This is a genomic window from Sulfuricurvum sp. (assembly GCF_028713855.1).
In the GTDB taxonomy this organism is placed as follows: domain Bacteria; phylum Campylobacterota; class Campylobacteria; order Campylobacterales; family Sulfurimonadaceae; genus Sulfuricurvum.
This window is the reverse complement of sequence record NZ_JAQTNN010000006.1, coordinates 160486-172834: the sequence shown is the minus strand read 5'-3', so window position 1 is coordinate 172834 and position 12349 is coordinate 160486. Positions and strand designations below refer to the sequence as shown.

Sequence of the window (12349 nt, the reverse complement as noted above, 5' to 3'; positions counted from 1 at the left end):
TACAGTACTAAGGGGAATAGATGTCTAAACGACAATTAGCAATGGTAATGGACCTGAACAAATGTATCGGGTGCCAAACATGTACCGTAGCATGTAAAACGCAATGGACGAACCGTAACGGTCGTGAGTATATGTACTGGAATAACGTTGAGACGTATCCGGGTACAGGTTATCCTAAAAACTGGATGGAGCTTGGCGGCGGATTTGACGCTGCCGGCGATCTCCAACCGGGTATTATCCCTAATCTTGAAGCCGATTACGGGGTGCCTTGGGATTATAACTATGATAGTTTGACCACAACCGGTTTGTTGGACAACAGCGGTGCTGCAGGGTTCCATCCTCACGTCTCTCCTACATGGGGACCGAACTGGGATGAAGACCAAGGTGCGGGTGCATTCCCGCAAGACAACTATTTCTTCTATCTTCCACGTATTTGTAATCACTGTACAAATCCGGGTTGTTTGAGTGCGTGTCCTCGTGATGCGATCTTCAAACGTGAAGAAGACGGTGTTGTTTTGGTTGACTTGGATCGTTGTCAAGGGTACCGCTATTGTATCGCGGGATGTCCTTACAAAAAAATCTATTTCAATCCGAAAATCTCTAAATCAGAGAAATGTATTCTTTGTTTCCCACGTATTGAGCAGGGGTTACCGCCGGCGTGTGCACAACAATGTGTCGGTCGTATCCGTTTCGTAGGGTTCTTGGATGATGAAGAATCACAAGTGTATAAATTGGTACACAAATATAAAGTAGCACTTGGGTTACGCAGTGATTACGGTACTCAACCGAACGTATATTATATCCCTCCGACCGAGTCTCCGGCGAAGTTTGATGCTGAAGGTAAAATCATCGAAGGTTCAACCCGTCTTCCGATTGAAGAGCTTGAAAAATTGTTCGGTCCAGCCGTACATGATTCAATCAAAACATTGAAAGCAGAGATGAAAAAACGTAAAGAGACCGGTATAAGTGAACTCATGGATCTTCTTATCGCGTACCAACATTCGGATATGTTCCGTTTGGATAACAACTACTATCAACAAGTAGCGAAAGAGAACAAACGTAATCCGTTGGCACCGGTAGACACACGATATATTGCCGGTAAGTTTACTAAAGCTGGAGGACACCACTAATGAAAAAGATTCTTACTTCTATCCTTTCATTGGGGTTTGCCGCATCTGCGGCTCTGGCTGCAAATTCTGCCGTTACAGCAGTAAAAGTTGATAATGTTTCAGATGCTGCAGCATGGTCTAAAGCGAAATTTTCAAGCGTAACCCTCTATCCGCAAACTGCGATCGAGATGAATGATAAAAAAGCAAATGAGATCAATGAAAATGTAAAAGGTAAAAAAGCGGAAGTAGGTGCGTTGTATGACGGCACCAATATCGCTTTGATGGTGAAATGGGCTGATGGGACAAAAGATACCCAAGCAGGATATACGTCTACAACTTACGGCGACGGATTTGCGATTCAGTTCGCCGGTGCTTCAAAAAGCGCTGAACTTCCTTATATCGGCATGGGTTCTACCGGCCGTCCGGTCGTCGTTCATTTACAAAAAGCAAATGAAAAAGTATATGAGCCGAATGGAAATAAAGATGTTTCTACTCAGATCAACCGTCAACAAACGGGTGTATTCGGTCAAGAATTGGCTGATTACGATGCAAAAGTAGCTTCATTAGCGAACAAAGACTATGAACGCACTTTTGTTGCCGAAGGATTTAGATCGCTCACGGAAGTCAAAGACGGTTCAGTAAAATCAAATGCTTCGATGACATATGGAAGCAATGGTTGGAGTGGTACTCTTATCCGTCCTCTAAAAGACGCATATGTAAATCTAAACGGAACAGTTCCTGTCGCTATCGCTGTTTGGGATGGGACAAAACTGGGGCGAAACGGATTGAAAAATCTTAGTTCTTGGATTGCTGTAAATCTTGATGGACAAAAACCAAATGCCGCATTGGTAAATGATCTTACTGTAGGTTCAAAAGGAAATGCGGCTAAAGGTAAAGAGGCTATGGCAGCAAACGGCTGTGCCGGTTGTCACCAAGTCGAAGCTACTGATCCTAAATCGGTTATGGCTCCTTCCCTTAAAAATGTGGGTGGTTACTCAACTGTGGCCTATTTGCGTGAATCAATCTTAAAACCGTCTGCGGTTATTGTTCCAGGTTACAATCGTAATGCACACAGTAATACACCGTGGTACAATATTGAAAAAGGGAAACGTGTCTCAACGATGACGGATTATAGCTTCTTGGATAAAAAGAGCGTTGATGATATCGTAGCGTATCTTGAAACTCTCAAAGCGGAGGTAGAATAATGAAAAAGGTAGCATTGTTATGCGCTGCACTTGTTTTCAGTGCGTTTGCAGCTGAGCCCGAAGCACAAGAATTTGAAGGTCTTTTGACAACTCCGGCGTGTGCTGCTGAGGGAGCCTTTGCCGATTGTTATTTGGAAAACTATGCATGCGGTTCGGACGGATGTTTTAAAAAGATTGAGCCGGGTGAAAGTACTCACCCTGCTTTGGCTATCTTTCAACACGGAACCGGTAAAGTCTATAATGTCGATACCACTAAACTCAAAGTATCTGAGTTAGGTGAAGGGATGAATAAAAACGGTGTTGTAATCGTCGGTATTCTTGATGAGAAAACCAATACGATTCATGCGACTGAGTTTAAAGCTCCGCCACCTCCGAAAAAATCATTTTTCAAAGGGTGTTTATAACACCAGCCTAGCCCTATTCGGGGTTAGACTCTTAATAACCTAAACTTTGCTGTCTCAAAGCCCTCGTATGACACAATCCTGTAACTTTTTTAGGAACTACTGATGAATAATGAATATCGTCTTTATATTTATGCCTTTTTATCCCGTGTAATGAGCAATATCCCTGATCGTCGTTTTATCCATGATCTTAAAAGTAATGAATCGCTCTTAGAGATTATCGGTGAAGAGACCAAAGCCTGGATCGGCTCAACGGATATTGAAGTGCTCTACGATGAACTCAATACCGATTTCAGCTCGATGTTCATCCTGAATACCCAGCCGATGGAATCCTTTATTCTGGATGCAAAAAATGAGACATTGGTTGGATTGCAAAATCCGGTAATGGCATTTTATTTTAACCACGGGTTTGAAGTGAATATGGATCAGACCGAAATTATGGCGCCTGACCATCTTTCGATAGAGCTGGCTTTTATGCAGACGTTGGTTTATCGTGAAGAGGTAAAAGGGCAATTGGAGTTTTTGGATCAACATCTTATTCCGTGGGTTATTCCGTATATGATGGGGATGAAAAGTATGGCGGATACTCCGTTCTATCGTGATATTTGTGATTTTATCGTTGAATTTTTGAGTGCTGATATCGAGTATTTATCCCAAGGAGGGACGAATGGGTAATATGAATTTCGTCCAGAAAAGTAATCTCTTCAGCTATACAGCGACGCGATGCCTTCGTAATGAATATTTTCATAACGATTGCAAAATTTGTATCGATCTCTGTCCGAAGGGCGCTTTTCATCTCGTTCGTAACAAGCTGACCTTGTTTGAGAATGAATGTGTCGGATGTGCAGGATGTATCGGAAGCTGTCCTACTGAAGCATTTGAGATCGAAAGTTTCGATCCGAACGGTTTTGCAGCCGCGTATCAACATGTTAACGAACCGGTCCTCTCTTGCAAAATTTCTACCCCGTGCTTGGGCGTATTTGATGTTGAACATTATGCCGTTATGGCATTGCGAGCGAATAAAAGTGTTCAATGTGATGTGAGCCATTGCGAAGGGTGTGTCCTGAATGAAAACGGTATTTTAGGAGGATCCATTCGCGCTAAGATCGAAGAATCAAACCGGTTATTAGAACAAGTCGGGGTTGAACACCGTATAGAAGTGATTGATGTTAAAGAAGAAGAAGCCGATCGACGGGCACTTTTCCGCAAAGGATTTGATAAAATCAAAGAGTCGATTGTTACCGAATCACAGGCTCATATCGCGATGACAACTGCACACCACAAACTTCCCGACATGAAGATGCCGTTGAAACGTATACTGCTAAAAAATTCGCTTAAAGAGCGGATAGGAGCGATGGTAGAAACAACGTTTGAAGGGCCAAGTTCTCTATTTTTTAATAAACAAATTGATTTTCAAAGCTGTACCAACTGCGGTGATTGTACGCAGTTCTGCCCAACCGATGCGTTATTTCCCACTTCGGACAAGCAAGGGATCTATTTTGCTCAGGGCAAATGCATCGGATGCGGAATTTGTGAAGATATCTGTAAACCTAAAGCGATTAGTAAAAAAGAGGAATTTGATTTTGTGAGCATTGCGTTCGAGAGGGCGGAGCAACTGGTTCATTATGATATGGTAACGTGTCATGAATGCCGATGCCCTTTCCCTTATAAAGGGGGAGAGCCGATTTGCGATCGTTGTGAGAGCTATACTAAGCAATATAGTAATATGTTTACGATGGCGAAAGATCTGTAATTATTTCTTATCCATCGCTTCTTTAGCGCCTTTGATGGCGCCGTTCATTGCCGATTTGGCAACACTCCATGCCCGTACACCCATTGCTTTTGCTTCTTGAGCCGATTTGGAATTTAACAGTTTACTACCCTGCATCGTAACGCCCCGTTTAATTTTTGAGAGTCGGGTGCGTAATAGCTCTACCGTCTCTTTGGAGAGGTTGGTGAGTTCATCGGATTCGAAGTGAATATCGTTACTGATTCGTTCTAAACGTTCAATTATTAAAGGGGAATTCTTCCCTTTTAATGAATGTAGTACCTGAGTAAAGAGGGTATCGATACGATCAAGTTCGGTTTCAATGGTTTTGTACTCTTCGCGGTAGAGAGCCTTAACCTCTTCGGGGACATACAGAAGGTATTGATGGAATTTTTCGATTGATTTGATCAGAGCACTGCGGATACCCATCAGTGTTCCTTTGAAAATACTCTCTGCTTGATTAGGTGTTGCTTCTGCGATATTGATCGCACTTTGTAAGATACTCGCCAAAATGCGGCGGATACGGACAGCATTAAGGACATTGGCATTGAGTGTCTCAAAGGTGATCTCTTTGATGATCTCATGCAGGGTATCTTCAATGTCCGAGCCTTTTTCGAGAGTTGTAATTATGGCACTTTCTGTGATCTCTTCGAGAATATCAAGGAGGTCGACCGATTGAAGTTTGACTTGATGCAGTTTTTCGAGCATTTCATCAGAGTTTCCGATATGTTTTTCAAGGGCATTAAAGAGAGAGTATTTCAGCTGTTGCAACTCTTCGCTTTTACGTACGATTTGTCGCTCTATGCGCTCCTTTTGGGCGATGAGGTTTTCGAGTTCATCATGCAGGCCATACCCCTCTTCTTCTAGCATAGCACTGGCAAGTGTTTTAAGTTCTTGAAGGGAGAGCCCTTGTGTGGTCATAGACCATTCGGTATTGAGCGCATCCACTACGGAGGCGACTTTGGATTCAATATCGGTGCTTGTGAGGGTACGGTAACGGGTTTTGATATCACGTTTAAGAGTCTCTAAATTCATAAATATCCTTTATAACACCATTTTAATGTGCGGGTGCGCTTTGAGTGTTTCGTAAAAATAGGTGCGCTCATCTTCATTATGAACTAATAACTCTAAGTTCATGCTGATGTATTTTCCACTTTTACTGGTATTGGACGGATTGAGAGCATAGTTGCGTTCCATAAAAATTTCCATCGCTGCGATTTCAATTCCGGCTCGCTCATAGGCGACTATTTTATAGCACCATTTACATGGATATTCCAGTTCAAGCTTCTGGGGTAGTTCGTTGATAATTTCCACTTTTGCCTCCTGATTTGGTTTCAAGCTGGATGGGACCGATCACCATGCTTTTATCAATCGCTTTTAGCATATCGTAAATAGTGAGTAAGCCAATACTGGTACCTGTTAATGCTTCCATCTCCACACCCGTTTGTCCGCTGAGCTTTGCCGTAACGATCAGTTTAAATCCCGGAAGATCAGGGAGTTCTTCGATATCACAGTGTACTCCGCTGAGGTTCAGCGGATGGCACATCGGGATCAAATCAGAGGTTTTTTTGGTTCCCATAATTGCTGCAATTACGGCCGTTTGGAGGACGGGTCCTTTTTTTGCTGTTTGAGTGATAACCGCATCAAATGCACTTTGGCTCATAGTAATAAGCCCGCTGGCAACGGCAACGCGTGAAGTACTTGTTTTGTCTGAGACATCAACCATTTTCGGGCGGTCACGCTCATCGAGATGGGTTAAATTCATTAGGTTCTCTTTTGTTATTCTTTTTATTATTATAGCTTAGAGTTGTAAATCGGGGGTTGATTAAAAAATAATCATATTACGGATAAAAAATGGGTTATAGTTTTGTCATGAGATTTTGGTGGTACTAAAGGATAGTATGTAATTCCTGAATGCTCATAAAACCTCCTTCAAGATTCCTGAGGATTGCTCTGCGCTGATGAGTACAGTGCAGGGCAAGACTTTTAAATATAAAATCAAATTAAATAGTACGAAAGGGGACAAAGATGCAAAATTTAGTACGAAGTTACGCCGCAAATGCCCCGTTGATCGAAAAATTCATCCTTACATCTTTAGGTCGAGTCAGTTTAAAAACATTTAACGTACAGCTGGCTGAGCGTCTTTATAAAACATTTCCGAGTTTGGAACTCATCTATAAATGCGATGAGGGATTTGTCCAAAATTCACCCAATATTTATGCTGAGCGAGAAGAGGGACACCACGCCGGAATCGATCGTGCCTATTTGGTCGATGAAGTGGCTATCCAAAAAGGGTACCATGTCAGTGAACCCTATATCTCAACTGCAACCGGGCATTTGTGTATCACGGTTGTTTATGCAGTTTCGGATGGCTATCTATTTTTGGATTTTCGGGTAAGGAGTCTGTTAGAGAGATTTGATCTGATTGAGAAAAATGATGTATTTAAACGGATCAATCGCTCATCGTATGCGGTTATCGGCGGAGGATTACTCTTTTTTGGCATTTTTGTTGTGCTGTATGGTTTTTATACTTTTGGCGGGTATTTAGTCGCGAAAGAGCCGCTTAACATTGATGCTGTTTTCAAGCCTATTATCGCGTTGACGCTTGGACTTGCCGTTTACGATCTGGGGAAAACGATTTTCGAGCAGGAAGTATTACCGCGAACTCAGCATGTAAGCGATGCGTTTAATGCCAAAACACTGCTCAACTTTTCGGTATCGATTATTATCGCACTATTGATTGAGGCATTGTTAGTCGTCTTTAAAATTTCGATCCATAACTACAAAGATTTACCGTATGCATCGACACTCATTGCGGCATTGGCATTTTTGTTATTGGTGTTTGCCGTCTTTATTTATTTGGTCCGCAAAAGTGAGAAAGACCCGTGCAAAAAATGTGCGGAAGAATCCGTATCATGACCATGTAATGCAGGTGATTTCTGCCTGGGCTGCGAGTCTCATCGGCGGTCCCCAAAATCCGATACCGCTGTTGACATAAATATGGCGATTTGAGCCTAGCGGATAAAGTCCTTTGAGATAAGGCTGCGTGAGGCTGACGAGATAGTGAAACGGCCAAATTTGTCCTCCATGGGTGTGACCGCTCAAGATTAAAGAGGGGGTAAATCCTTCCAGATATTCTACGAATTTGGGTTGATGTGCCAAGAGAAGCGTTGGTATTTCTGGGGGAATGTTTCCCATCGCTTTTGTAATGTCCGGGAGATACGTGTCGGCACGAAATCCAAATAGATCATTCACTCCGGCAATGTAAAAATCGTTATTAATAGAAACAGCGCTGTTTTCCAATACATGGATGCCGAGTGTTTTTACATGTTCAACCGTGGCGTCGATAGCATGAAAATATTCATGATTTCCGACAACGTAATAGGTTCCAAATCGGCTTTTAAGATGGCGTAATTCATCGACAGAGTCTTGGATAATGGAAATATGCGCGTCGGATAAGTCTCCTGTTATCGCGATGAGGTCAGGGTTTAGATGATTGATCGCTGCAACGCTTGCGGCAACAAATTTTTTGTCGATGAGACCGCCGATATGCATATCGCTGATCTGAACAATCGTATAGGATTTTCCGCCGAAACGATTTTGTTTCACATCCACGAAATTGACAATAGGATCTTTAGACCCTTCCAAAACGGCCGCTCCTAAATAGGCACTTCCGAGACTCAAAAAACCAAGATCACTGGAACGTTTAAAAAAAGCCCGCTTTTCAGGATTAAAAGGGACAACTCTTTGCATAAGACGGAGTAGCTCGTAAAGAATCGTACTCATAAACAAGATAAATCCGACACCAATACTGAGTGAAAGGACAAAATAGATGTATTTTGGGGGACTGAGCAGATAACGGCTCGAGAGATAGCCGATAATGCTGATTATATTAATGATTAAGAAATATTTTAAGGCGATACGGGTTTGTAGTTTAATATGTAAATGGCAGACGACTCGAGTGTAGGTGAGATAATGAATCATCGCAAAAAAGAGTGTTGCGATCAGCGGAAATAAAATTTGTATACTCATAAAGTGATTGTAACTAAAGAAGGTTACGTTTTATCGATTTTTTGAATCGAAGCGCTCATATGCATCTTTATACTCGTGCGGATGGTTGAGATTGGCAAACGGCTCTTCATCACTAAATTCGACGTAAAGTGTCTTTGCATTAGAGAGGAGTTTCCCTAGTCGGTGATCCCCCTCAGCCAGCATCCGCTCAAATTCTTTCAAAAGAGATCGGTGATAGATTCCGCATAACGGATGGCTTCCTGTTTGTGTTTTGGCGATGACTGCATCTAACTCTCCACTGTCTGCATCGATTAATGTTTGAAATACACGTTCATCTATAAACGGAGTATCGACACTCAAAACCATAATCCGATCCTCGTCCAGCATTCTTAGCGCACTTACAAATCCCGCCGTAGGGGCATAGTCTACCTCTGCCGGATCGAGGATGAAGTTGGCATTAAAATCAAACTTATCGGCAGATTTCGTCGAGATATGGACACTTTGAAAAAGAGGCATAAGGCGTTCGTATTGAAACTCGCTCAGTGATGAGAATCCACCGAATGGGAGGAGTGATTTATCCTCTCCCATGCGAGAGCTTTTGCCACCTGCAAAAATAATGCACGGAAGTGAGAACATTATTGAGCAAACGCTGCTGTAAGAATTTTATCCATACTCGGAGTTGCCCCGTTTTGGAGGTATTGCAAAACAAGCGGAGAGAATTTATCGACCATAGACGCATCCATCCCTAACGCGGAAAATTGAGATCCGACGGTACCGGTAGCGAGTAATCCAGCCGGTGCGGCACCGAGAAGAGTTTTGGCTTGCGGTACTTGTTTGGTGAGCGCTGTGAAATCGCTCGGTTTCATATTGGCTTTGGCATCATTGATGATCGCCGCTGTTCCGCCGACCGCTTGTGTCGGAGTGACACCGAGGGTTGTCGTGATGTTTTTGATGAGTGGATTTGAGGTGAGTTTAGCATCGACGATCGGGGTGAGGGCTTGTGTTACCGGAGCCACCGTTTGCATTGCCGATCCGAAATCAAAAGCGCTTACTGTTTGTAAAGAGCCGAATAAAAGTAAAGTTGTGAGAGTGATTGAACGCATATTTATCTCCGAATAGTGTATGTTAGAGTATAGCTAATCCAAAATATAACGGTTATTATATTTTGAGGCTAGGTTATTTTACGATAAGAATGTTGGCGAATCGTAGTAATTTGAGAAATGTCGACAGTTATTAAATAACAAAAATAACTTAATTTTAGTTTTTTATACTAAAATGCTGCTATCTTCTCAGTGGAACATGAATGGCGACTATCTACGATCTCAAACCCGCATTTCAAAACTTTCTCCGTCCGATAGTCGGAGCTCTGGCAAACGCAGGGGCAATTCCGAATCAAATCACTTATGCGGCACTCTTCCTCTCTTTTATCGCGGGAAGTGCTGTTGCTCTCACCCACGGTGCACTTTGGACACTGCTCTCCATCCCTGCGGTGATGTTTGTGAGAATGGCGCTCAACGCGATCGACGGGATGCTCGCCAAAGAGCACGATATGAAAAGCGACGGGGGGGCGATGCTGAATGAAATGAGCGATGTCCTCTCGGATGCGGCGCTTTATCTCCCTTTTGCCCTGATTACGGGAGTCTCTGCCACATGGGTTGTACTGTTCGTCATTATAGCTATCCTCACCGAGATGGCGGGGGTACTGGGGGCACTCATCGGCGGAGTGAGACGCTATGATGGACCGATGGGAAAAAGCGATCGGGCATTTGTGATCGGTGCCCTCTCTCTGGCTCTTGGGCTGGGAGTTTTGCCCGATGGGTGGTTTGATCTCATTATGATCGTCGCGACCCTAATGGGAGCGTGGACGGTGCTTCGACGCTCTGTACGGGGATTAAAATCATGATAGAGACGATTACAACACTCTTTTCGGATAAAAGCGGGATCGTTTTACTGATTATTTTAGGGATATTGGCGTTTGCTACCCTCGTCGTATCGGTCATATTTCGTACCAAAACGTCCCAAGAGCTCAAAGACCGCGTCTACTCTTGGTGGATCATTATCGGCGCATTTATACTCGGCGCGATGCTCAACACCACCGTGGCGATGTTCTTTTTCGCCCTCATCAGCTATCTCGCCCTCAAAGAGTATTTCACCCTCATCCCGACCCGTCGGACGGATCGTCGGATTATCTTTTACGCCTACCTCTCCATCGTGTTTCAGTACTGGTTCGCGGGGGCGCAATGGTATGGAATGTTTATCATTTGGATACCCGTTTACCTCTTTTTGCTCCTCCCGTTTCGTCAGGTGCTCATCGGAGAGACGCAGGGATTTTTAGAGAACACGAGCCGTGTGCAGTGGGGGCTGATGATGTTCGTCTTTGGTCTCAGCCACCTCGCCTATATGATGACGCTCCCTGCCGTGGCGGGACATGATGTCGGGGGAAAAGAGCTGGTGCTCTATCTCGTCGTACTCACCGAACTCAATGATGTATTACAATATCTATGGGGCAAGGCTCTGGGCAAACATAAAATCGTCCCGAAAGTAAGCCCCAACAAAACCGTCGAGGGGTTCGTGGGGGCATTTATCACCCTCAGCGCTCTCGCGGTGGCATTTTCGTTTCTCACCCCATTTACGACGCTTCAAGCGCTCGCGGCGGGGATGCTCATCAGCGGCGCGGGGTTCGTCGGCGATGTCGTCATCTCGATGGTCAAACGGGACATCGGGGTAAAAGATTCGGGGCATCTATTGCCGGGGCATGGGGGGATACTTGATCGTGTCGATAGTCTCACTTATACTGCACCGCTCTTTTTCCATTTCACCTACTATCTCTACTATTAGGATGATGAGATGCTAAAATGGCTCTTTTTCGCCCTCATCGTCCGTCCTACGGTATTGCTGATCTTTGGAGTGCACGTGCGGGGACGCGAACACCTCAGTCACGATAAACCCTGCATTATCGTCGCCAACCACAACAGCCATCTCGATACTCTTGTCCTCATGAGCCTCTTTCCCCTACGCAAAATCCACCGCATCCGCCCCGTCGCGGCGGCGGATTATTTTATGAAAAACCGCCTCATCGCGTGGTTCTCGACCCAGTTCATCGGGATTATCCCGCTTAGCCGAAAGGTAGAGAAATCGCACACCCATCCCCTCGAATCAGTGCGTCAAGCCCTCGAAGCGGGAGATAGCATCATCCTCTTCCCCGAGGGGAGTCGCGGTGAAGCGGAGCAGATGAGCAAATTCAAATCGGGGGTCGCCCATTTGGCTAAAATGGTTCCCCATATCAGCGTTGTCCCGATCTATCTCGGCGGTGCGGGAAAAGTACTCCCCAAAGGGGAAGCGTTACTCGTCCCCTTTATCATCGATGTTTATATCAATGAGCCGATGATGATCGGCGAGGAAGATACCCAAGCGTTTACGGAGCGGTTGGAAGAGGTTATTAAAAAGGCGGGGGAGAGGGATGTATGATAACAGTAAAAACACGAAATAGAAATTTTTTGTGGTACTTCCGAATAGTAAAAATTTTGTTTCTACTTATCAGTCCATTGCCTATACAGGCGGAACAAGCAAAGCCTGGACAAGAGATGGAATGCGCGCACACATCAAGTTATGATGTAAATATCATAAAAGAAAAGGCTATTTCCACTCTTGTGAAAAGTGATATTTTTAAGGAATTTTCAAAAATATACCCAAAAAATACTAAGTTCGCGTTTCCGTTGGAAATGGTAACAGTTCAAGATACTAAAAAGTGTGTTGTGCAAATTACTGTGTATATAGATGAAAATGATCATTATTCATTAGTTGCAGATTTTTTAGTTAATGGTGAAATACCTGTAAACATTTCAGAATAATTTC

16 protein-coding genes are annotated in these 12349 nt (G+C 43.9%); 10 read left to right on the top strand and 6 right to left on the bottom strand.

The annotated features are described in order from the left end of the window. Window positions 1-20 precede the first annotated feature (20 nt). The 5 genes from PHI47_RS07705 to PHI47_RS07685 all read left to right on the top strand — a co-directional run bounded on the left by PHI47_RS07705 (window position 21) and on the right by PHI47_RS07685 (window position 4468). Window positions 21-1130 carry a 4Fe-4S dicluster domain-containing protein gene (locus tag PHI47_RS07705; RefSeq protein WP_299935766.1) on the top strand — a complete coding sequence of 370 codons (1110 nt, stop codon included), beginning with the start codon at window positions 21-23 and terminating at the stop codon, window positions 1128-1130. Further along, window positions 1130-2314: an ethylbenzene dehydrogenase-related protein gene (locus PHI47_RS07700; protein ID WP_299935764.1), complete on the top strand. Its 1185-nt coding sequence runs from the start codon at window positions 1130-1132 to the stop codon at window positions 2312-2314. The genes PHI47_RS07705 and PHI47_RS07700 overlap by 1 nt, the downstream gene beginning before the upstream one ends. Continuing rightward, window positions 2314-2718, top strand: coding sequence for a hypothetical protein (locus tag PHI47_RS07695; protein WP_299935763.1), 405 nt, complete (start codon window positions 2314-2316; stop codon window positions 2716-2718). The genes PHI47_RS07700 and PHI47_RS07695 overlap by 1 nt, the downstream gene beginning before the upstream one ends. A 102-nt stretch (window positions 2719-2820) precedes the next feature. After that, entirely contained in the window at window positions 2821-3390 is a 570-nt protein-coding gene (locus tag PHI47_RS07690) for a molecular chaperone TorD family protein (RefSeq protein WP_299935762.1), read from the top strand. Beyond that, the gene (locus PHI47_RS07685) at window positions 3383-4468 is read left to right on the top strand and encodes a 4Fe-4S dicluster domain-containing protein (RefSeq protein WP_299935761.1); all 1086 of its coding nucleotides are present in this window, start codon (window positions 3383-3385) and stop codon (window positions 4466-4468) included. The genes PHI47_RS07690 and PHI47_RS07685 overlap by 8 nt, the downstream gene beginning before the upstream one ends. Here the strand turns inward: PHI47_RS07685 and PHI47_RS07680 are convergent, their stop codons facing one another. The 3 genes from PHI47_RS07680 to moaC are packed head-to-tail and all read right to left on the bottom strand — an operon-like array spanning window position 4469 to window position 6248. Further along, a complete protein-coding gene (locus tag PHI47_RS07680) occupies window positions 4469-5518 on the bottom strand; it encodes a DUF6781 family protein (RefSeq protein ID WP_299935760.1) in 1050 nt (349 codons plus the stop codon). It abuts the gene before it with no gap. Window positions 5519-5527: 9 nt separating this feature from the next. Next, window positions 5528-5797: a DUF493 domain-containing protein gene (locus tag PHI47_RS07675; protein WP_299935759.1), complete on the bottom strand. Its 270-nt coding sequence runs from the start codon at window positions 5795-5797 to the stop codon at window positions 5528-5530. Beyond that, entirely contained in the window at window positions 5763-6248 is a 486-nt protein-coding gene (gene moaC, locus PHI47_RS07670) for a cyclic pyranopterin monophosphate synthase MoaC (protein ID WP_299935757.1), read from the bottom strand. Before moaC ends, PHI47_RS07675 begins: the two co-directional genes overlap by 35 nt. A gap of 263 nt (window positions 6249-6511) precedes the next feature. On the opposite strand from moaC, the gene PHI47_RS07665 reads away from it, so the two are divergent. After that, a complete protein-coding gene (locus PHI47_RS07665; RefSeq protein ID WP_299935755.1) occupies window positions 6512-7402 on the top strand; it encodes a hypothetical protein in 891 nt (296 codons plus the stop codon). On the opposite strand, the gene PHI47_RS07660 is transcribed toward PHI47_RS07665, so the two are convergent. From PHI47_RS07660 to PHI47_RS07650, 3 genes are read right to left on the bottom strand one after another with little or no spacing between them, the layout of a single operon-like run. After that, complete coding sequence (locus PHI47_RS07660) at window positions 7397-8515, bottom strand: metallophosphoesterase (protein WP_299935752.1); 1119 nt, start codon at window positions 8513-8515, stop codon at window positions 7397-7399. The two genes, PHI47_RS07665 and PHI47_RS07660, sit on opposite strands and share 6 nt — an antisense overlap. A 30-nt stretch (window positions 8516-8545) precedes the next feature. Continuing rightward, a complete protein-coding gene (mobA, locus tag PHI47_RS07655) occupies window positions 8546-9130 on the bottom strand; it encodes a molybdenum cofactor guanylyltransferase MobA (RefSeq protein ID WP_299935749.1) in 585 nt (194 codons plus the stop codon). Next, window positions 9130-9597: a DUF2780 domain-containing protein gene (locus PHI47_RS07650; protein WP_299935747.1), complete on the bottom strand. Its 468-nt coding sequence runs from the start codon at window positions 9595-9597 to the stop codon at window positions 9130-9132. The genes mobA and PHI47_RS07650 overlap by 1 nt, the downstream gene beginning before the upstream one ends. A 200-nt stretch (window positions 9598-9797) precedes the next feature. Between PHI47_RS07650 and PHI47_RS07645 the strand changes: the two genes are divergently transcribed. Genes PHI47_RS07645 through PHI47_RS07630 form a run of 4 tightly spaced genes read left to right on the top strand, consistent with a single transcriptional unit; the run spans window position 9798 to window position 12345 of the window. Continuing rightward, a complete protein-coding gene (locus PHI47_RS07645) occupies window positions 9798-10397 on the top strand; it encodes a CDP-alcohol phosphatidyltransferase family protein (RefSeq protein WP_299935745.1) in 600 nt (199 codons plus the stop codon). Next, the gene (locus PHI47_RS07640; RefSeq protein ID WP_299935742.1) at window positions 10394-11332 is read left to right on the top strand and encodes a phosphatidate cytidylyltransferase; all 939 of its coding nucleotides are present in this window, start codon (window positions 10394-10396) and stop codon (window positions 11330-11332) included. Before PHI47_RS07645 ends, PHI47_RS07640 begins: the two co-directional genes overlap by 4 nt. A 9-nt stretch (window positions 11333-11341) precedes the next feature. Further along, complete coding sequence (locus tag PHI47_RS07635; RefSeq protein ID WP_299935740.1) at window positions 11342-11962, top strand: lysophospholipid acyltransferase family protein; 621 nt, start codon at window positions 11342-11344, stop codon at window positions 11960-11962. Beyond that, a complete protein-coding gene (locus PHI47_RS07630) occupies window positions 11959-12345 on the top strand; it encodes a hypothetical protein (protein WP_299935738.1) in 387 nt (128 codons plus the stop codon). Before PHI47_RS07635 ends, PHI47_RS07630 begins: the two co-directional genes overlap by 4 nt. The last annotated feature ends 4 nt before the right edge of the window (window positions 12346-12349 follow it).